Origin of the sequence: Streptococcus sp. CF7_Ac1-8, from assembly GCF_024295435.1 — a bacterium.
Lineage (GTDB): Bacteria > Bacillota > Bacilli > Lactobacillales > Streptococcaceae > Streptococcus > Streptococcus mitis_AP.
Genome location: NZ_JANCPI010000002.1, coordinates 157,021 through 176,521, shown reverse-complemented (window position 1 = coordinate 176,521; position 19,501 = coordinate 157,021). Strand labels below are relative to the sequence as shown.

At 41.9% G+C, this 19,501-nt stretch carries 19 protein-coding genes; 1 reads left to right on the top strand and 18 read right to left on the bottom strand.

The features are described 5' to 3' along the window. Window position 1 precedes the first annotated feature (1 nt). The 8 genes from NMM26_RS01950 to NMM26_RS01915 form a co-directional block, all read right to left on the bottom strand. Window positions 2-367 (bottom strand): Asp23/Gls24 family envelope stress response protein, encoded by a 366-nt coding sequence (locus NMM26_RS01950; RefSeq protein ID WP_000216437.1) that lies wholly within the window; start codon window positions 365-367, stop codon window positions 2-4. A gap of 155 nt (window positions 368-522) precedes the next feature. Next, a complete protein-coding gene (gene rpmB / locus NMM26_RS01945) occupies window positions 523-711 on the bottom strand; it encodes a 50S ribosomal protein L28 (protein ID WP_001140948.1) in 189 nt (62 codons plus the stop codon). 106 nt (window positions 712-817) lie between these two features. After that, the gene (locus NMM26_RS01940) at window positions 818-1,492 is read right to left on the bottom strand and encodes a hypothetical protein (protein WP_254753661.1); all 675 of its coding nucleotides are present in this window, start codon (window positions 1,490-1,492) and stop codon (window positions 818-820) included. A gap of 4 nt (window positions 1,493-1,496) precedes the next feature. After that, the gene (locus NMM26_RS01935) at window positions 1,497-1,943 is read right to left on the bottom strand and encodes a LytTR family DNA-binding domain-containing protein (RefSeq protein ID WP_020901878.1); all 447 of its coding nucleotides are present in this window, start codon (window positions 1,941-1,943) and stop codon (window positions 1,497-1,499) included. A gap of 113 nt (window positions 1,944-2,056) precedes the next feature. Further along, window positions 2,057-2,560, bottom strand: coding sequence for a phosphatase PAP2 family protein (locus tag NMM26_RS01930; protein WP_254753660.1), 504 nt, complete (start codon window positions 2,558-2,560; stop codon window positions 2,057-2,059). 95 nt (window positions 2,561-2,655) lie between these two features. Continuing rightward, the gene (locus NMM26_RS01925) at window positions 2,656-4,416 is read right to left on the bottom strand and encodes an ABC transporter ATP-binding protein (protein WP_254753659.1); all 1,761 of its coding nucleotides are present in this window, start codon (window positions 4,414-4,416) and stop codon (window positions 2,656-2,658) included. Further along, window positions 4,406-6,175 (bottom strand): ABC transporter ATP-binding protein, encoded by a 1,770-nt coding sequence (locus tag NMM26_RS01920; protein ID WP_254753658.1) that lies wholly within the window; start codon window positions 6,173-6,175, stop codon window positions 4,406-4,408. The genes NMM26_RS01925 and NMM26_RS01920 overlap by 11 nt, the downstream gene beginning before the upstream one ends. Beyond that, window positions 6,150-6,620, bottom strand: coding sequence for a MarR family winged helix-turn-helix transcriptional regulator (locus tag NMM26_RS01915; protein WP_254753657.1), 471 nt, complete (start codon window positions 6,618-6,620; stop codon window positions 6,150-6,152). Before NMM26_RS01915 ends, NMM26_RS01920 begins: the two co-directional genes overlap by 26 nt. A gap of 214 nt (window positions 6,621-6,834) precedes the next feature. On the opposite strand from NMM26_RS01915, the gene NMM26_RS01910 reads away from it, so the two are divergent. Further along, the gene (locus tag NMM26_RS01910) at window positions 6,835-7,476 is read left to right on the top strand and encodes a CD20-like domain-containing protein (RefSeq protein ID WP_254753656.1); all 642 of its coding nucleotides are present in this window, start codon (window positions 6,835-6,837) and stop codon (window positions 7,474-7,476) included. 55 nt (window positions 7,477-7,531) lie between these two features. Here the strand turns inward: NMM26_RS01910 and NMM26_RS01905 are convergent, their stop codons facing one another. The 10 genes from NMM26_RS01905 to rpoC form a co-directional block, all read right to left on the bottom strand. Then, window positions 7,532-8,248, bottom strand: a complete 717-nt coding sequence (locus NMM26_RS01905; RefSeq protein ID WP_084945619.1) for a YebC/PmpR family DNA-binding transcriptional regulator — start codon at window positions 8,246-8,248, stop codon at window positions 7,532-7,534. Window positions 8,249-8,344: 96 nt separating this feature from the next. Continuing rightward, window positions 8,345-9,715, bottom strand: a complete 1,371-nt coding sequence (locus NMM26_RS01900; protein ID WP_254753655.1) for an MATE family efflux transporter — start codon at window positions 9,713-9,715, stop codon at window positions 8,345-8,347. 114 nt (window positions 9,716-9,829) lie between these two features. Then, window positions 9,830-10,996, bottom strand: coding sequence for a recombinase RecA (gene recA, locus NMM26_RS01895; RefSeq protein WP_001085453.1), 1,167 nt, complete (start codon window positions 10,994-10,996; stop codon window positions 9,830-9,832). Between the two features lie 54 nt (window positions 10,997-11,050). Next, a complete protein-coding gene (locus NMM26_RS01890; protein ID WP_254753654.1) occupies window positions 11,051-12,307 on the bottom strand; it encodes a competence/damage-inducible protein A in 1,257 nt (418 codons plus the stop codon). 88 nt (window positions 12,308-12,395) lie between these two features. Continuing rightward, entirely contained in the window at window positions 12,396-13,448 is a 1,053-nt protein-coding gene (locus NMM26_RS01885; protein ID WP_254753653.1) for an LCP family protein, read from the bottom strand. Window positions 13,449-13,455: 7 nt separating this feature from the next. After that, complete coding sequence (locus tag NMM26_RS01880) at window positions 13,456-13,974, bottom strand: GNAT family N-acetyltransferase (RefSeq protein ID WP_254753652.1); 519 nt, start codon at window positions 13,972-13,974, stop codon at window positions 13,456-13,458. Next, on the bottom strand, window positions 13,964-14,407 hold the full coding sequence (gene tsaE, locus NMM26_RS01875) for a tRNA (adenosine(37)-N6)-threonylcarbamoyltransferase complex ATPase subunit type 1 TsaE (protein WP_254753651.1): 444 nt from the start codon (window positions 14,405-14,407) through the stop codon (window positions 13,964-13,966). Before tsaE ends, NMM26_RS01880 begins: the two co-directional genes overlap by 11 nt. 96 nt (window positions 14,408-14,503) lie before the next feature. Next, window positions 14,504-15,136, bottom strand: a complete 633-nt coding sequence (locus NMM26_RS01870) for a competence protein (RefSeq protein WP_239668513.1) — start codon at window positions 15,134-15,136, stop codon at window positions 14,504-14,506. Window positions 15,137-15,266: 130 nt separating this feature from the next. After that, window positions 15,267-15,689 (bottom strand): nucleoside-diphosphate kinase, encoded by a 423-nt coding sequence (ndk, locus tag NMM26_RS01865; protein ID WP_049550563.1) that lies wholly within the window; start codon window positions 15,687-15,689, stop codon window positions 15,267-15,269. A gap of 109 nt (window positions 15,690-15,798) precedes the next feature. Then, window positions 15,799-19,476 (bottom strand): DNA-directed RNA polymerase subunit beta', encoded by a 3,678-nt coding sequence (gene rpoC / locus NMM26_RS01860; RefSeq protein ID WP_049550564.1) that lies wholly within the window; start codon window positions 19,474-19,476, stop codon window positions 15,799-15,801. Between the last annotated feature and the right edge of the window lie 25 nt (window positions 19,477-19,501).

Below are 19,501 nucleotides of genomic sequence, written 5' to 3'. Positions count from 1 at the left end.
GTTATTCTCCTACAACTTTGATATTTTGAATGTAGACATTTACAGTCTGAGCGGTAATTCCAAGTTGGTTTTCCAAACTAAATCGAACACGCTCTTGAATGTTTTTTGACACTTCGCTAATCTTTGTTCCGTAGCTCAACACGGTATATACATCAACTGCAATACTGCCATCTTCGGCCGCTTTTACGACGACACCTTTGGAATAATTTTCCTTACCTAGAAGGGCTTGGAAATTATCTTTGAGGGCATTTTTACTAGCCATACCGACCACACCAAAAATTTCAGTTGCTGCTCCACCTACGACGGTTGCAATCACTTCATCTGTTAGTTCGATTTGACCATCTTTTGTATTAATTTTTACAGTCATCCTTTTTACCTCAACTAGTTGATACTCTATTTTATCATATTTCAGCCCAAGTGTAAAAGCAGAATACTGTATCAGCGGATATTTACTCTATTTTTCAAATGATTTTATATCTACAGTAAAAGAAAAAAGACCCTAAGGTCTCCTTACTTTTATTATTAAACGCGTTCAACTTTACCTGATTTCAAAGCACGAGCTGAAGCCCAAACTTTTTTAGGTTTACCATCGATAAGAACAGTAACTTTTTGAAGGTTTGGTTTTACGGCACGTTTTGTTTGGTTCATCGCGTGTGAACGGTTGTTTCCTGATACAGTCTTACGACCTGTAAAGTAACATACTTTAGCCATTTGTGTTTTCCTCCTATTAGATCTAATATAGCGGATGTGCTAGCACCACATACTGTACTATGTTATCACACTTTCTTCATTTTTGCAAGGGAATTGGAAGATTTTTTTATTTAACGTAGACAATTCCCAACTTCCCAAAGGCCACATCTCCACGGATAATCAAGGTTTTGCTGGTTGGCGCTAGAGGAGTATCTGCCTTGGCTACGCCACAGAAAGTTTCTACCTTTAAATCAACTCCCCAATGTTGAGGAACATAGATAACTGCATTGCCAAAACCAACTTCCACTTTCAGGGTTGCGCTATCTCCCAACATCTCTGCATTGTCATAATATATCTTGGCATTTCCAAAACCAACTTCTACTTGGTCGTCTACCAATTCTTGATTTTGCTTGTAGAAAGTCCCAGTCCCAAAAGCAACTTCCTTATCTGTAAGAATGGTCTTTTTACCATCATACCACCATTTTTTCCCATTCCAAGTTCTGTTAGAATGAGTGAGTGCGCTGACACCCATTACGATTAAAATACTTGCCCAGAACAATGACTGATTGGGAATTGGTAAAATGCCATAAAAGTGGTTAGCAATCATTAAGGCTACTAGAGCTGTAAAAGAGGCTGAAGTTAAGTGACGACGCAACAAAGCTCCAACTGATTGATAGGCAAAAAATGCAATACCAAGCAAGGGCCAAATTTGCCCACCGAATGAAGGGATTCCAAAATTTCCTTGTAATAATATTAAAGCTGCCAATACTAGCAATACAATACCAAATGCTTTCTTTTTCATCTTCTTACCTCATGTTTCTTAGATTTTCTTTTAGGAGGGATTGGTAATGCCGTGAGACATGAACCTCCTTGTGGGTTTGATAAAAGGAAATGGTGCCCGTTCCTGAAAAGGACTTGTCAACCGAGTAAACTTGCCGAATATTAGCAATGGTCGACTTGGATACTCGACTGAAATAACGGGGCAGGATAGACTCTAACTCATAGAGTTTAAGTCGAACCTCGTAGGCATCTTTCTGGGTATGGGCGTAAATCTTGTTCCCCTCTGTTTCAAAGAAAAGAATTTCCGACAAGTCCAGATAATATTCACCCGTCCCCTTGTAAAAAATCAACCGAGGAGACTTGGATTCTTGCAAGAGGCGCTGTAAATCCGCAATCTCATCTGTCAAAGCCGCTGCCTTGATGACAATTTCAGTTTCCTCTAAATTGCTGTCAATTTCGATTCGTAACTTCATTCCATCTCCTTTCTGACTCTACTATATCAAAGCCAAAATAAGAAAACAAGAGCAAAAAAGCAAGTGGTTACTTTAGACCCGTAAGTGGTTGTAGGACCACCTTAACTTACAATTCAAAATAGAAAGAAAAGCATACCCCACGCAAGGCCACAAATATAAGCAACCACTACATCCTTGGGATAATGCACTCCCCCTAAGACTCTTACTAGACCGAGGAAAGCTGACAAGACCAACAAGATAACCCCTACAGATAAACTAGCATGTAAGCAAGCCATGGAGATAATGGTTGCTGAAAAGACATGACGACTGGGCATTGACTGACCAGGACTATCTCTGTCAAGCAAGGGTTTAATAGTCCATTCCTCATAAGGCCTAGGGGCATTGATTTTCTTACGAAGAAAGGACAAAATCACAAAACCTGACGCTGGAATAAACAAATAGATTCCGACCTGTTTCCCAAGTCCTTGTTGGAGATAGGTAGTTGCTAACAAGGTTAGATAAATCATAGGCATAACTGCCGTCATGAACCGATTGAAAGTTCTTAACAAGCTCAGAAGAAAGGGCCTATTTTCAATGTTACCAGCAATGTGGTCATACCATTCTTGATAATTTTTCATATATTTTCTCATCACTTACTCAAATTTTACTTATAGGGAAGCACTTGTCTTCTAGTATAGTGCAGAAAAAGAAGGCCGTCAAGCCTTCTTTGGGTTTATTCTTCTGCTTCGTCTTCTGTAAATTGACTGTTGTAGAGGTCAGCGTAGAAACCAGCTTGCGCCATCAGCTCATCATGATTTCCTTGCTCGATGATATTACCATTCTTCATAACAAGAATCAAATCAGCATTTCGGACGGTAGACAAGCGGTGAGCGATGACAAAGGAAGTTCTTCCCTCCATCAAACGATCCATGGCTTTCTGAATCAATTCCTCTGTACGGGTATCAACAGAAGAAGTCGCCTCATCTAGGATTAGGAGTGGCGCATCTTTCAGCAAAGCACGAGCGATAGTCAAGAGTTGTTTTTGTCCGACAGACAAGGTCACTGTATCATCCAAGACGGTATCGTAACCATCTGGTAGTGTCATGATAAAGTGGTGAATCCCTACAGCCTTGCTGGCTTCAATCACGCGCTCATCACTAATCCCCTCTTGGTTATAGATAAGATTGTCGCGAATGGTTCCTTCAAAGAGCCAAGTATCCTGCAAGACCATTGAAAAGGCATCGTGTACTTCCGAACGCTTCATATCCTTGGTATCCACACCATCGATACGGATACTTCCCTTATCAATCTCATAGAACTTCATCAAAAGATTGACAATAGTTGTCTTACCAGCCCCAGTCGGTCCGACAATGGCAACCTTTTGACCTGCATGAGCCGTCGCAGAAAAATCGTGGATGATAGTCCGATCAAGTGTATAACCAAAGGAGACTCGATCAAAGACTACTTGACCTTTCATATCGCTCAATTGTCTTTCTTTATGGGATTCGTCTTCCATTTCCTCTTCAGCTAGGAATTCGAAGACGCGTCCCATGGCTGCACTAGCCTGCTGAAGACTAGTAATCCCTTGGGCAATTTGTGAAAGAGGCTGAGAAAAGATACGAACATAGGCCATAAATGCAACGATAATCCCGATACTGATGTGCCCATTTAAGGCTAAGGCTGCACCAACGATAATCACCAAGGCATAGCTAAAGTTCCCAATAAACATCATAATCGGCATCATAATCCCTGAAATAAACTGAGATTTCCAGATACTATCATACAGACGATGGTTTAATGTCGCAAATTCTTCTTTCGTACTTTCGATGGCATTATAACTGGTCACCACATTATGGCCAGAGTACATTTCCTCCACATAGCCATTGACAGCTGCCAAATCTTGTTGCTGACTCTTAAAGAAGCCCTGGGATTTGCCCATAAAGACGGACACGAAAACAAAACCAATAAGGGTTGAAACAACCGTCACCAAGGCTAAAATCCAGTTCATCCCAAACATGGTTACCAAGACTGCCACGACCAGTAAACTAGATGAAAGAACTGTTCCCAGACTTTGATTGAGGGACTGGGCTGCAGTGTCAACGTCATTGGTTACACGAGACAAAGTATCCCCCTGAGAGTGCCCATCAAAATATCCCAATGGTAGGCTATTGATTTTCTCTGCAATCGCTCTTCTCAAACGCTCTGAAAAACGTTGAATAGCTGTTGTAAACAGAAAGGCCTGCAAATAATTTGATAGGAGTCCAATCACATAGATCACGGCCAAAAAACCACCAATAGCTGCAACCGCCGCGACATCCACACTTGTTGCCAGGCCACTGGCAATGATATTGGTCATTTCCTTGATGCGGGTTGGACCATATACAGTAATGATATTGGATAAGATTGTTGCTAGAAAGGCGATTAGAAGGGCAAACTGGAGGCCTGCAAGATAGGGTTTACTCTGTTTCCAGAGAGACATTTTCTTATTTTCCATGTTCCAATTCCTCCTTCGATAGTTGTGAATAAGCAATTTCTTGGTAAACTTCATTGCTTGCTAGAAGTTCCTTGTGGGTACCTTGTCCCACGACTTTTCCTTGATCCAAGACCAAAATCAAATCTGCATCCATAATCGTTGAGATGCGCTGTGCGACAATGAGCTTGGTCATAGACTTAGTTTTTTCAGCTAAATCTTGACGTAAAACTCGGTCTGTCTTGTAGTCCAAGGCTGAGAAGGAGTCATCAAAAATAAGGATCTCTGGCTTCCGAGCCAAGGCACGCGCAATGGCCAGACGCTGTCTTTGGCCACCTGAGAAATTGGTTCCTCCTTGGGCCACTTCTGACGCCAATCCTGCTTCCTTGTCTTCGATAAAGTTCTTAGACTGGGCCAACTCCAAAGCCTGCCACATGGCCTGCTCACTAAGCGGTGTTTCTTGACTCTGTCCAAAGTCTAAATTGTCCTTGACATTACCTGAAAAGAGAACCGCTTTCTGAGGAATATAACCAATCTTGTTGCGCAAATCTTCTAAGGCATAGTCTTGAACATTGACACCGTCTACCAGAATTTCTCCTGCTGATACATCGTAAAAACGTGGAATCAGATTGACCAGAGTTGATTTACCAGAACCTGTTGACCCAATAAAGGCCACTGTTTGACCCTCTTCTGCCTTGAAGCTAACATGTTCAATAACCGCCTCCGAATTTGCCGCATAACGGAAGGTCACATCCTTAAATTCGACCTGACCTTTGAGGTTTTCATCAGCCTGCTGGACTTGGGCAGGATTTTGGATAGAGGAATACAAATCTAGAACTTGATTAATCCGCTTAGCAGAGACCATGGTTCGGGGAAGAACAATGAAGAGTGCTCCCATGAGAAGGAAGCCCATGACAACCTGCATGGCATAAGACATGAAAACAACCATGTCACTAAAGAGAGGCAGACGCGCTGATGGAGCAGCATCGTTGATTACATAGGCCCCAATCCAGTAAATCGCCACACTTAAACCACTTGAAATCCCCATCATGATGGGATTTAGAATGGCCATAAGACGGTTGACAAACAAATTCAAACGTGTCAGCTCATCATTTGCTGCAGCAAATTTTTTATTTTGGTAGTCCTCTGCATTGTAGGCACGAACAACACGAATACCTGCTAAGCTTTCACGAGTGATACTGTTCAATTTATCAGTCAGACTTTGAATCAAGGACTGTTTTGGAAAGGCTAGCGTCATCAAAACTGTTGTCATCAAAACATTGACAATCACTGCCACAAGCACAGCCCAGAGCCAGTATTCTGAATGACCTAAAATCTTCCCGATAGCCCAGATAGCCATAATCGGACCACGCGTAACTACTTGCAAGCCCATGGTAATCAACATCTGAACCTGAGTAATGTCATTGGTGGTACGAGTTAGGAGACTGGGAATAGAGAATTTCTTAATCTCTGTCTGCGAGTAATCCAAAACTCGGTTAAAAATATCACTTCTCAGCCTACTAGTATAAGAAGCGGCCACTCTGGACGCAAAAAATCCAACTGCAACTGCGGATAAGAAGGCTAGAAAGGACATTCCCACCATCATACCTGCTGGTTGCCATAACTCATCTAAATTAGTTCCTTGACTACCTAGCAAATCCGTAATTTTTGAGATATAGGTTGGCACTTCCAACTCTAGATAGACCGAAAAGCAAGTAAAGAGAATGGCTAGTAAAATCATCCCCCATTCTTTTCTACTAATTCGTTTGGCTAATTTCTTCATTCTCTCCTCCTATTCCCTTGATATTTTCCTGTAGTTGACCGAGAACTTTCTCAAAAATCAGTAATTCATCTTCATCAATGCCTTCCATCAACTGCTTGTCTATTCGTTCAAAAAAGGCCTTAATCTCTTGCATTTGAGAACGCGATTTGTCTGTCAGACGAACAAACTTAGCCCGCTTATCGCTAGGACTCACCTCCAATTCCACCAAACCATTTTGCACCATACGCTTAACTAGATTACTAGCAACAGACTTGCTAATATTGAGTTCCTTCTCAATATCTTTAATCAAGACCAAGTCTTGGTTTTCCCCACGGCTATCCAAAAAACGCAACACCTGACCTTGCGGTCCACCCATAAACTCAATACCACAACGTTTGGCTTCCTTTTGTACCATCAAATGAATCTGGTGACCAAAACGCTTAAAGACTAACATCGGTTTATCCATGATTGCTCCTTTCTAACCCTTGTATTTAGTTCTCTTAGGAACTAAATAAGTTTTCGTGAGAACTATTTTACCACTTTGAGGAGGGATGTCAAGAAAAAAGTTTCCTAGAGAACTATTTTAGTTTAAATTGACATTAGGCAATATCTTTTATATAATAAGCACTTACTACTGTGGATAGAAATCCATTCACTCAATGAAGGGAGAAAACTTTCAAATGAAACCAGAAGAACAAAGAGTTTTAGGAATCTTAGCAACCATTTTTGGAGCCATCGCACTTTTAGGATCCTGGATCCCGTTTATTAACTATCTATCGTTGTTCATCGGCATCGTCGCATTTATCTTGGGGATTATCGGCCTTATCATCAACATCAAAAAACGGAAAACAATGGCTATTATCGGAACAGCCCTGGCAGTTGCCTCTGTTATACTTTTCTTTACGACTCAGGTACTATACGCTGATGTCTACAAAGAGTATGCCAAGGAGTTTAACCGTTCCTACAGAGATACGAGTACATCAATGGAACGCGAAGAAAAAAGCGGCTTGACAGACGATACCTTCGCCTGGACCCAAGAACAGTTCGACGCCTTAATCGAAGGTGACCTTGACAACAAAGGAAAAGGTGGTACCAACTACGAGGATATTATCAACAAACACGGAAAGCCAGATTCCGAGTTTGACTTCGCTCTTGGGGGTTACGATACGAAAAAAATCACCTATATCTCCATTGGAGACAAGATCAAGACTGTTACCTTAACTTTTGCAAAACAGGACAATGGAGAGCTCTTGCTCGTCCAAAAACATGCAGTCGGTCTAGGACTAGAAAAAAGCAAGCAACAAAACGATTCTGAAACCTGAGTCTAAGTTCAAATATCAAAAAAACGAACAGCTAGTAAAACTGTTCGTTTTTCTATTAGAATCCATCTACGTTCGTATAAATCTTTTGGACGTCTTCGTCGTCTTCAAGAACGCTGTAAAGTTTTTCAAAGGTTTCAAGGTCATCGCCTGACAATTCCACTTCTGATTGAGGAATCATTTCCAATTCAGTCACTTGGAATTCTTGGATACCTGATTCACGCAAAGCAACGATAGCCTTATGAAGGTCAGTTGGAGCTGTGTAAACTGTGATTGTACCTTCTTCTGCTTCTACATCGTCCACATCCACATCTGCTTCTAGCAATTGCTCAAAGACTGCATCCGCATCTTCACCTGCAAATACGATAACACCCTTGTTGTCGAAGAGGTAAGAAACAGAACCTGAAGCACCCATGTTTCCACCATTTTTACCAAAAGCTGCACGAACATTGGCTGCTGTACGGTTAACGTTAGAAGTCAAAGTATCAACAATCAGCATAGAACCATTTGGTCCAAATCCTTCGTAACGTCCTTCTGTAAAGGTTTCGTCTGTATTTCCTTTTGCTTTATCAATCGCTTTATCGATAACGTGTTTTGGCACTTGGGCTTGTTTAGCACGGTCGATAACGAATTTCAAAGCAGTGTTTGATTCTGGGTCTGGATCACCTTTTTTAGCTGCTACATAGATTTCTACACCAAATTTTGCATATACTTTAGAGTTAGCTCCATCTTTAGCCGTTTTCTTGGCTACGATATTGGCCCATTTACGTCCCATTAGGAATCTCCTTTTTTCACATTTTAATCTTTCTTATTATAACACAAGTTTTTTCGATTTTCACTAGAGGAAATGGATTTTATTTAGCAAATCAAGCTAGGATGGTACTTTTGTTGCCAAGATTTCCTTGCCTTCTTTTATCAAGGGGTGACGAAACAGTGAGAAATAAAGTTGGATAGTCATGGCAACCCAGATAAGGGGTTCGCAAAGGATAACTCCCTTATATCCTGCCCAAGGAATAATCAAGACCACAAAAGCGATTTTTCCGATTAGTTCTATAAAGCTAGAAACCAGAGGAAGGACTTTTTGCCCCAAGCCCTGCAAGCAATTACGATAAATCAGTAAGAGACTCAAAATAGGATAAAAGGCTGAACTGATTTGCAGATAGAGACTTCCATTTTCTACCAAGTAGCTATCCGTCGAACTAGCCAAGAAGGAAACCAAGGCTGGACTGGCAAAAAAGAGGAAGACACAAACAAAAATTGCCCAGGACATACTTAAACGACTGCCGATTCGAATACCTTGAACAATGCGGTCTGGGCGCTTAGCTCCTAGATTCTGAGAAGCAAAGATCGTCATTGATGCAGAAATAGCGGTCATAGGAAGAAGGGCGAAGGCCATAATGCGTCGAGCCGCCGTCTGGGCGCTAATAATTACTGCACCAAAGGTATTAACTGAAGACTGTAAAATCACACTGCCGATGGACACAATTGAACTCATCAAACCCATAGCCAAACCTTGCTCCAAGAGATCCGCGTACAAGGCCTTGTCCCATTTAAAATGTTTCAGCTGAGGTAGAAGTTCTGGAACACTCTTGCGAATATAGTAAAAACAGAGAACCGCTGATAAGCCTTGCGAAATAATGGTAGCAAGTCCCGCAGATTGAACTCCCAGTTGCAGTTGCGTAATAAAATAGAGATCCAGAACCACATTAACCAAGGCAGAGAAAATCAGAAATCCAAGCGCTGCTAGACTGTCCCCAATGGACCGCAACAAACCTGCAAAAAGATTATAGGCAAAGCTGACACCTACACAGGTCACAATCATAGAAATATATTGATAGGACTGAGAAAGAATTTCAGCAGGGGTATCTAGGTACTGTAAAAGAGGATACAAACCAAGAAATCCCAGCAACATAACCACAATACTCAAAAGAGCGCCTAAAATCCAGGTAGCTGCTACCGCTTCTTTAATTTTAGTGAAATTCCGAGCCCCATAATAGCGAGCAATGACAATCCCCATCCCATTGCCAACACCAAGAGTAAAACCTACAATCAGGTCAAAAATGGCCGTTGTAGCCCCTACTGCCGCCAAGGATTCTTGACCAAGAAAACGCCCAACAATCAAGACATCAGCAGTATTATAGAGCTGTTGAAAAATATTGGACAGCAAGATTGGGAAGGCAAAACTCAAGAGAGAAGGAAGAATCGGACCATGAATCAGGTCCACTGTTCGTTTTTTATTCATAAGGCTATTATATCAGCTTTCGAAAGGAGCGACAAGAAACAGCAAACTATGCGTGAGCTAAAAACCAGAGCAAAGCAACGAAAAAGCAGTGGATTTCTCCACTACTTTGACAGCTTATTCTTCAATTTCGATTTCAAGTTCATCGCCTAGATCAAGTGTGACTTCTTCATTCACAGAGTCTGCTTGAACTGCTTCATCTTTTTTAGTCTCAACACCTTCTACAGAAGCTTCTTCTCCATCAACCAAACCAAATTGAACACGGACTTGATGGTCAATCTCATCAAAGACTTCTGGGTGATCTGCCAAGTATTTCTTAGCATTTTCAGAACCTTGCCCGATTTTCTCATCCTTGTAAGAGTACCAAGCTCCTGCTTTTTTGATGATATCCAAATCGCTTGCGATTTTCAAAAGCTCACCAGTCTTAGAAATCCCTTCTCCGTACATGATTTCAACGAAAGCTTCCTTAAATGGTGGAGCCACCTTGTTTTTCACGACCTTGATTTTAGTTTCCTTACCGACATTGGTATCTTTTTGGTCACCAGTTCCCTTGATTTGTGTACTTCCACGAACATCCAAACGGACTGATGCGTAGAATTTCAGAGCACGTCCACCAGGAGTTGTTTCTGGATTTCCAAACATGACCCCAACTTTTTCACGCAATTGGTTGATAAAGATGGCAATAGTTTTGGTTTTATTGATAGAAGCACCAAGTTTACGCATGGCCTGGCTCATCATACGGGCCTGCAAACCAACGTGGCTATCTCCGATATCTCCATCAATTTCCGCACGAGGTACAAGTGCCGCAACTGAGTCAACTACGACAAGGTCAACTGCACCTGAGTCAATCAATTTTCCTGCAATCTCAAGACCTTGCTCTCCTGAGTCTGGTTGTGACAAGAGCAATTCGTCAATGTTGACCCCAAGGGCCGCAGCATAAGCTGGATCGAGAGCATGTTCCGCATCGATAAAGGCTGCAATACCACCTTCTTTTTGCGCTTGCGCAACTGCATGAAGGGCAACTGTTGTCTTACCAGATGACTCTGGCCCATAGATTTCGATGATACGCCCCTTAGGATAACCACCTGAACCAAGGGCAATGTCGAGAGCTAAAGAACCTGAACTCATCACTTGCACCTTTTGCTCTGCACGTTCACCCAAACGCATGATTGAACCTTTACCAAAGTCTTTCTCAATCAATTTAAGAGCGTCATTCAAGGCTTTTTCACGTTCTGCCCCGAATTTTTTTGAAATTTCATCTAATTTTTTTGGTTTTTTCGCCATTCTATTCTCCTACATTCTAATGGTCCTCAGACCTATCTACTATTATATCAAAAGTTAGTCACTTAATAAAGCCTTGCGAACTAGGTTAAAGGCATGCATAACCGCAATATGACGTACATCTGCTCGACTTCTGCCTCCAATATTGACCTTGATGACCTCAGTTCCATGCTCTTGAGCCAAGCCTATGAAGACTGTCCCAGCTGGGTGCCCTTCTAGGCTATCTGGTCCTGCCACTCCAGTCAAACTAAGGCCAAAATCAGACTGGGTCTTGCTTCGTGCCTGCTCAGCCATCTTTTGAGCTGTAAATTCAGACACTACACCATGTTCTTCCAAATCCTTGACAGGAATATCCAACATCTTTGATTTTTCCTCCAAGCTATAGGTCACAAAACCACCCTTAAATATACTGGAAGCACCCGAAAAATCCGCCACGGTAGCTTGGAAAAGCCCTGCCGTTAAACTCTCGGCTGCAGTGATGGTTTTCCCTTGTTTTTTCAGTTCTTCTACCACAATGCTGGCCAAGCTGGACTCTTCCCCATACCCATAACAAAGGTCTCGTAAAGGAAGGCCTTCAAAAGTCTGACGATTTAAGATTTGATTTTCCAAGTTATTCAACGCTTGATTCACCTCTTCTTGACTGCTAGCTTTTGTTGACAGACGCAGAGTTACCTCTCCTGTTTTGGCATAAGGTGCCAAGGTCGGATCTGTTTGATTATCAATCAAATCAGCTAAAATCGTCACCAGCTGACTTTCGCCAATTCCAAAGAAACGAAGAACTCGGGAATACAGCTTGCTCCCTGTCATCAACTTGGGTAGAAGTTGGTTTAAGACCATCGGTTTCAATTCACTTGGCGGACCTGGAAGGACGACATAGGTCACTCCATCGACTTCCAATATTCCTCCCACAGCCAACCCTGTTTCGTTTGGCAGTGGAGTCGCTCCTTCTACAAGTTGGGCTTGTCTTTCGTTATTCGGTGTTCGGGCATAGTCTGGTCTCTGGGCAAAAAAGACATCCAACTTCTCCTGCGCCTGAGGGTCAAAGACTAATTCTTTCCCTAAAAATTTAGCTAGAGTTTGTTTGGTCAAATCGTCCTCAGTCGGCCCCAAACCACCTGTCAAAATCACCAGACTGCTACGTTGACTGGCAATCTCAAGCAAAGACAAGAGACGAGTTTCATTGTCTCCTACAGCCGTCTGAAAATATACATCTACCCCAATCTCTGCTAGTTTTTCCGACAAAAACTGAGCATTGGTATTGACAATCTGTCCTGTCAAAATCTCTGTTCCAACAGCAATGATTTCTGCTTTCATGTTTCCTCCTACCTATCTATTCGTATTTTTTTGAAAAAATCGCAGGAAATTTCCCACGATTGATTTTTTATTTTTATCAACAAATGAACTATTCCACTTCATTTGTTACAAAGACACCTTGTTCTTGATTATCCCCATTAGCAACAGGCACCCGTCCAAACAAATCTTCAAATAAAACAACATTTGTTTCAAGCTGAGTGACTTCTTCTTGCCCCAAAGAACGTCGCAATATATTCTGCATTTCCAACATATGCTCTCTCGAAACAATCTGGTAAGAAATACCTTGCAACATCTCTCCCTCACCCTTCAGCTGTTGTGATTCAATGGTTTTAAATGAATCTTTATAGCCCAACAAGTCCGGAATACTTTTTGCAGATAAATCAATATTAGTCTGCATATTGGTACTTAGAGCCTTCAAGATAGACTGATAGTGACTAACACTATTCAAGCTAAGAACTTTTTCAACAACTTTTTGAATGACTTCACGCTGACGCTTCTGACGTCCGTAGTCTCCTTCTGGGTCTTGATAACGCATGCGTGAATAAACAAGCGCTTCTTCTCCATTTATTGTTTGTTCCCCAACGCCAATAGAAATGGTGTTGAATTCTTCTTGGTCACTGATAGAAATCGGGAAACCTAGCGTGTTATTGACGGTAATGCCACCTACTGCATCGACTAATTGCTGCAAGCCTTGCATGTTGACCATAATATAGCGGTCAATATGGATATTCATCATCTTTTGAATAGTTGAAATAGCTAATTCTGCTCCACCACCAGCATAAGCTGCATTAAGTTTCGCTTCTTCAATACTACCATCTTTATGTTGAATTTTAGTCAGGATATCACGCTCCAAACTCAACATCATGGTCTTCTTAGTATGTGGATTGACAGTCAAGAGAATCATGGAATCACTATTTCCAGCCCACTGATCCGTACGTTCCACATTCCCAGTATCAACTCCCATCAACAGAATAGTCATGGGTTCAGTTGCTTCAATAACCTTGGTTTCTTCCCCAATTTTTTTATATGTTTTTGATAAAGTTTGTGTGCCTTGCTGATAAATGGTATAAGCAAAGACACCCACACCCAAAACTGTCACAGCTAGAAAAGCTAGCACCATCCCAATAATTTTTTTAACCATATTTCTACTAATCTATCAGTCTACCCATCAGGTAAACATCGATAAAGTCCCCTTCTTCTATGTACGCACCGCGCTCTTGTCTACCTTCAATTACAAAACCATGCTTTTGATATAGATGAACTGCAGCTTGATTACGAGTTTGAACAGTTAATTGAAGCCTACGAAGAATACCACTAGCCTGCGCCCATTCTACGACTTCTTCAAGCAAGAAACTTCCCAGCCCATTATTCCAATGTTTCTTACCAATCACAATAAAGAGGTCTCCAATATGACGAACTCTCTTACGTTGATCAGCTGTGACATTTACAAGGCCAGCAATTTCATCATTCAGTAAGGCAAGTAAAGTAATTTGATTTTCTGAGTGAGCCTGTTTATCCAAAAACAACTCCATCTCAGTATCTGTCAATAGAATACCTTCCCTGTCCAGACTAGTAAAGTCTGTCTCCAAACTCACACGATTTAAAAACGTCACTAATTCAGCTGCATCTTCAACTTCTGCTTCCCTAATGAGCAATTCATACTCCATGTTGAAGCTCCTCTAAGAGTTCTTCTGCACGCAAACCCTTGGCTTTGAAGTTTAATCTGCGACCGTCTTCTTCTTTTAGAATTTCCAATTCTAAATAGGTATCTGGTAAGGCATCATCTAAAAGATGTCCCCACTCGATGACAGTCACGCCGCCACCAAAGAGAAACTCATCTAAATCGATAGAATCAGCATCCCCCTCTATACGATAAACATCTAAATGATAAAGAGGAAGACGACCTTCATACTCTCTCACAATAGTATAGGTTGGACTCTTAATCATCTGAGTAATCTGTAAACCTTTAGCAAGACCTTTTGTAAAGGTCGTTTTGCCTGCTCCAAGTTCACCAGTTAGAATTAAGACATCATTCTTTTCTAATAAACAGCCCAAACGTTCACCTAAAGACTGTAACTCTTCTTCGTTTTTAGTGTACATGTTTCTATTATACCAAAAAGTTGTCCTTTGTCGAGATATTATCTATAAAATTCCATATTATAAATTGTAAAACTTGGACCTTCACTTCTTTTATATTTAAAATAGAAACAGCAAGAAGACAACTAACAAGATATCCCTCATCAGGTGGCTATAAAATGAAACTTCCCAGCGAATAACTTTTGGTACTAACAGTCCCAGAAACAGCATTCCCAAGGCAATATAAAAGGTCATGGATAATAGCATCCAAGGATTCCTGAGAAAGATTAAAATAGCTAATCCACTAATAAAACACATTTCCTTCTTACCCAAAATCTTTTTCAATCCATTTACATACTTCTGAATCGGTAAAAAGACTAGCAAATCAATACCAAATAAGAAAAAGAAACTCGGTAGAAAGGATTCCACAAACCCTTCTACGGATGTATTTCCTGTAAGGATATGTTCTATAGCAATTAAGGCTAAACCCAAAATATTTACTAAGAGCAGTAAGCTATACAAGAATTGTTGCTTATCTTCTTTAAAAAACGAATAATGTTGATTTCCTTGCCCTCTATAATAGTTTAGCCCTGCACCAATACTGGCAAGAAGCAACATGCCAACTAAATAATAGAAGCAGTTTTGATTTAACACCAAGGACCAAGTCGATAAACTTAAACAAGAACAGCTACTGATACCAAAAATCGTAAACAATAACAAAACTCGAATTTGCTTTTTCATTTTTTCCATCATTCTTCCTCCCTTACTTGCTCTTATTATAGGCTAGAAATCCTCACCATTGCTAGAATATTTCTCAACTGTCAGTTTTCTACTCTAAAATGCAAAAAAGTTTGATGCAGGTAACCCTTACATCAAACTTTTACTATTTTTCTTCAAACCAAAGAGCAATTTCTCGCTTAGCTGACTCTTCTGAATCTGAACCATGTACAACATTTTGAATAGCTTGGTTTTCACCAGCCGCTTTTGCAAAATCACCTCGAATCGTTCCTGGTAAAGCTTCTTCTGGACGAGTTGCTCCCATCATGGTCCGCCAAGTTTCGATTACTTTAGGACCAGAAATGATGCCTACAAGGATTGGTCCTGAAGTCATAAATTCACGAATCGGTGGGTAAAAGCTTTGACCAACCAAGTCCTGATAGTGCTGATCAATCAACTCTTCTGAAACCTTTGTACGCAACTCCAATTTTTCGATTGTAAATCCACGTTGTTCAATGCGTTTCAACACCTCACCCACTAGCCCTCTTTTTACACCGTCTGGTTTAATAATAAAAAATGTTTGTTCCATACCCGTCTCCTTTGTCAGCTTCTTTCTTTTATTTTACCATATTTCATGGAAAAAATGGAGAAAGTTTTCAGAAAAGAGAAAGAGAACCCGAAGGCTCTCTCATCTGCTTTTATTCTACTGTTTCTTCCACAGTTTCAACGGCAGTATCCACAACTACTTCTGTTGTTTCTTCATTTCCTTCTTCCTCTACTGGAGGATTAAGATATTCTTCTTCGTTGATAGCATGTGGTTCAAGGTTACGGTAACGAGCCATACCAGTACCTGCTGGGATGATCTTACCGATGATAACATTTTCTTTAAGTCCAAGGAGATGGTCTTTCTTACCGCGGATAGCCGCATCTGTAAGGACACGAGTTGTTTCCTGGAAGGAAGCCGCTGACAAGAAACTATTTGTTTCAAGTGAGGCTTTGGTAATTCCCATAAGGACTGGACGACCTGTCGCTGGAACTCCACCTGCGATAAGGACATCTTTGTTAGCATCTGTAAAGTCATTGATATCCATGAGAGTACCCATGAGAAGATCTGTGTCACCTGGATCCATAACACGCACTTTACGGATCATTTGACGTACCATTACCTCGATGTGTTTGTCACCGATTTCTACCCCTTGGCTACGGTAAACTTTTTGTACTTCACCAAGAAGGTACGTTTCAACTGACAAGACATCACGAACTGCAAGGAGACGTTTTGGTTGGATAGAACCTTCTGTAAGAGCAGCACCACGCGCTACTTGGTCCCCAACTTCGACACGCATACGAGCTGTAAATGGTACGACGTATTCACCTTCGCCAGTTTCGCCCTTAACAAAGACTTTCTTAGTACGAGTTGAGGCATCTTCTTCGATAGCAGTAACTTGTCCTTTAACCTCTGTGATAACCGCTTCCCCTTTAGGATTGCGGGCTTCAAAGATTTCTTGGACACGAGGAAGACCCTGAGTGATATCGGTATTTGAGGCAACCCCACCCGTGTGGAAGGTACGCATTGTAAGCTGTGTACCAGGTTCCCCGATAGATTGGGCAGCGATTGTACCAACTGCTTCACCAACTTCAACCGCATCACCAGTCGCCAAGTTGATACCATAACAGTGACGGCAGACACCGTGACGAGTGTTACATGTAAATACAGAGCGGATAGTCACTTCTTCCACACCAGCATTAACAATTTCACGCGCCTTGTCTTCTGTAATCAATTCATTTGGACCAATGATAACTGCACCAGTTTCTGGATGTTTAACAGTTTTCTTAGTGTAGCGACCATTGAGACGCTCTTCGAGAGACTCAATCATCTCTTTTCCTTCTGCGATAGAGCGGATCAAGAGACCACGGTCTGTTCCACAGTCGTCCTCACGAATGATAACGTCTTGGGCAACGTCAACCAAACGACGAGTCAAGTAACCTGAGTCAGCTGTCTTAAGGGCCGTATCGGTCATACCTTTACGCGCACCGTGAGTTGAGAAGAACATTTCCAATACCGACAAACCTTCGCGGAAGTTTGAAAGGATTGGCAATTCCATGATACGTCCGTTCGGAGCCGCCATCAGACCACGCATACCGGCAAGCTGTGAGAAGTTTGAGATGTTACCACGGGCTCCAGAGTCCATCATCATAACGATTGGGTTCTTAGGATCTTGGTTGGCAATCAAACGTTTCTCTAGTTTTTCACGGGCAGCACGCCATTCAGCTGTAACAGCATTGTAACGCTCGTCGTCTGTGATCATACCACGACGGAATTGTTTTGTGATTTGTTCTACACGTTTGTGTGATTCTTCAATGATTTCAGCCTTGTCATCAACGACTGGGATATCGGCAATACCCACTGTCAATCCTGCAAGAGTTGAGTGGTGGTAACCGAGGTTCTTCATGCGGTCAAGTAGGGCAGAAGTTTCTGTCGTACGGAAACGTTTGAAGATTTCAGCGATGATATTTCCAAGGTTTTTCTTCTTGAATGGAGGGTTGAGTTCAAGTTTGCTGATCGCTTCCTTGATGTCTCCACCAAGTGGCAAGAAGTATTTAGAAGGAACGCCTTCTGTCAAGTTGGCATTGTTTGGTTCTTGCAAGTATGGTAGACCCTCTGGCATGATGTCGTTGAAGAGGATTTTACCAACTGTTGTAAGCAAGACCTTATGTTTTTGCTCTTCTGTCCATGGTTTGTTAAGACTGTCTGTTGCGATACCAACACGTGAGTGGAGGTGAACATAACCATTGCGGTAAGCCATAACAGCTTCGTCACGGTCTTTGAAGACCATTCCTTCACCTTCACGACCAGCTTCTTCCATAGTCAAGTAGTAGTTACCCAAAACCATGTCCTGAGATGGAGTAACAACTGGTTTACCATCTTTCGGATTCAAGATGTGCTCAGCAGCTAGCATGAGGATACGAGCTTCTGCTTGGGCTTCTTCTGAAAGCGGTACGTGGATGGCCATTTGGTCCCCGTCAAAGTCGGCATTGTAGGCTTCACAGACAAGTGGGTGCAAGCGAAGAGCCTTACCATCAATCAAGACTGGCTCGAAGGCTTGGATACCCAAACGGTGAAGGGTCGGTGCGCGGTTAAGAAGTACTGGGTGTTCTTTAATCACTTCTTCAAGGATATCCCAGATACGCTCATCTCCACGTTCCACCAAGCGTTTAGCTGCTTTGACGTTTTGCACGATATCACGGGCAACGATTTCACGCATCACGAATGGTTTAAAGAGCTCGATCGCCATTTCACGTGGCACACCACATTGGTACATCTTAAGAGTTGGACCAACGGCGATAACGGAACGTCCTGAGAAGTCAACACGTTTACCGAGCAAGTTTTGACGGAAGCGTCCTTGTTTACCTTTAAGCATGTGACTCAATGATTTAAGTGGACGGCTACCTGGTCCTGTGATTGGACGACCACGACGACCATTGTCAATCAAAGCGTCAACCGCTTCTTGAAGCATACGCTTCTCATTTTGAACGATGATACCTGGTGCATTCAACTCAAGCAAGCGAGCCAAACGGTTGTTACGGTTGATAACACGGCGGTAAAGGTCGTTCAAGTCAGATGAGGCAAAACGGCCACCATCCAACTGCAACATTGGACGAAGATCTGGTGGAATAACCGGAAGGATGTTAAGAATCATCCATTCAGGTTTGTTTCCAGACTTGTAAAAGGCATCCAAAACATCCAAACGACGGATGGCTTTGACACGTTTTTGTCCAGTCGCTGTTTTCAACTCTTCTTTGAGTTCAGCAATTTCTTTTTCAAGATCTACTTGTTTCAATAAGTCTTGGATGGCTTCGGCACCCATTTTGGCAACGAATGATCCATAACCATACTCACGCAATCGCTCACGGTATTCGCGCTCTGTCATGATAGACTTGTGCTCAAGTGGTGTATCCTTAGGATCAATCACCACATAAGCCGCAAAGTAAATAACTTCCTCGAGGGCACGAGGGCTCATATCAAGGGTCAAGCCCATACGGCTTGGAATTCCCTTGAAGTACCAGATATGAGATACAGGAGCTTTCAACTCGATGTGCCCCATGCGCTCACGACGAACTTTCGTACGCGTTACTTCAACCCCACAGCGGTCACAAACAATTCCTCTGTAACGAATGCGTTTGTACTTCCCACAAGCACATTCCCAGTCTTTTGTAGGACCAAAGATAACTTCATCAAAGAGTCCCTCACGTTCTGGTTTCAAGGTACGGTAATTGATTGTTTCAGGTTTTTTGACTTCTCCATAAGACCATGAACGGACTTTACTTGGAGAAGCTAGGGTGATTTGCATACTTTTAAAACGATTTACATCAACCACTATTTCTTCCCTTTCTATTCTAAGT

Bases quoted from the DNA above. Each gene is read 5' to 3' on its own strand.
- NMM26_RS01930 (WP_254753660.1), bottom strand. From the start codon at position 2,560: ATGAAAAATTATCAAGAATGGTATGACCACATTGCTGGTAACATTGAA.
- NMM26_RS01910 (WP_254753656.1), top strand. From the start codon at position 6,835: ATGAAACCAGAAGAACAAAGAGTTTTAGGAATCTTAGCAACCATTTTT.
- recA (WP_001085453.1), bottom strand. From the start codon at position 10,996: ATGGCGAAAAAACCAAAAAAATTAGATGAAATTTCAAAAAAATTCGGG.
- NMM26_RS01940 (WP_254753661.1), bottom strand. From the start codon at position 1,492: ATGAAAAAGAAAGCATTTGGTATTGTATTGCTAGTATTGGCAGCTTTA.
- NMM26_RS01900 (WP_254753655.1), bottom strand. From the start codon at position 9,715: ATGAATAAAAAACGAACAGTGGACCTGATTCATGGTCCGATTCTTCCT.
- tsaE (WP_254753651.1), bottom strand. From the start codon at position 14,407: ATGTACACTAAAAACGAAGAAGAGTTACAGTCTTTAGGTGAACGTTTG.
- NMM26_RS01905 (WP_084945619.1), bottom strand. From the start codon at position 8,248: ATGGGACGTAAATGGGCCAATATCGTAGCCAAGAAAACGGCTAAAGAT.
- NMM26_RS01950 (WP_000216437.1), bottom strand. From the start codon at position 367: ATGACTGTAAAAATTAATACAAAAGATGGTCAAATCGAACTAACAGAT.
- NMM26_RS01925 (WP_254753659.1), bottom strand. From the start codon at position 4,416: ATGGAAAATAAGAAAATGTCTCTCTGGAAACAGAGTAAACCCTATCTT.
- NMM26_RS01885 (WP_254753653.1), bottom strand. From the start codon at position 13,448: ATGGTTAAAAAAATTATTGGGATGGTGCTAGCTTTTCTAGCTGTGACA.
- ndk (WP_049550563.1), bottom strand. From the start codon at position 15,689: ATGGAACAAACATTTTTTATTATTAAACCAGACGGTGTAAAAAGAGGG.
- NMM26_RS01935 (WP_020901878.1), bottom strand. From the start codon at position 1,943: ATGAAGTTACGAATCGAAATTGACAGCAATTTAGAGGAAACTGAAATT.
- NMM26_RS01880 (WP_254753652.1), bottom strand. From the start codon at position 13,974: ATGGAGTATGAATTGCTCATTAGGGAAGCAGAAGTTGAAGATGCAGCT.
- rpmB (WP_001140948.1), bottom strand. From the start codon at position 711: ATGGCTAAAGTATGTTACTTTACAGGTCGTAAGACTGTATCAGGAAAC.
- NMM26_RS01915 (WP_254753657.1), bottom strand. From the start codon at position 6,620: ATGGATAAACCGATGTTAGTCTTTAAGCGTTTTGGTCACCAGATTCAT.
- NMM26_RS01920 (WP_254753658.1), bottom strand. From the start codon at position 6,175: ATGAAGAAATTAGCCAAACGAATTAGTAGAAAAGAATGGGGGATGATT.
- NMM26_RS01890 (WP_254753654.1), bottom strand. From the start codon at position 12,307: ATGAAAGCAGAAATCATTGCTGTTGGAACAGAGATTTTGACAGGACAG.
- NMM26_RS01870 (WP_239668513.1), bottom strand. From the start codon at position 15,136: ATGATGGAAAAAATGAAAAAGCAAATTCGAGTTTTGTTATTGTTTACG.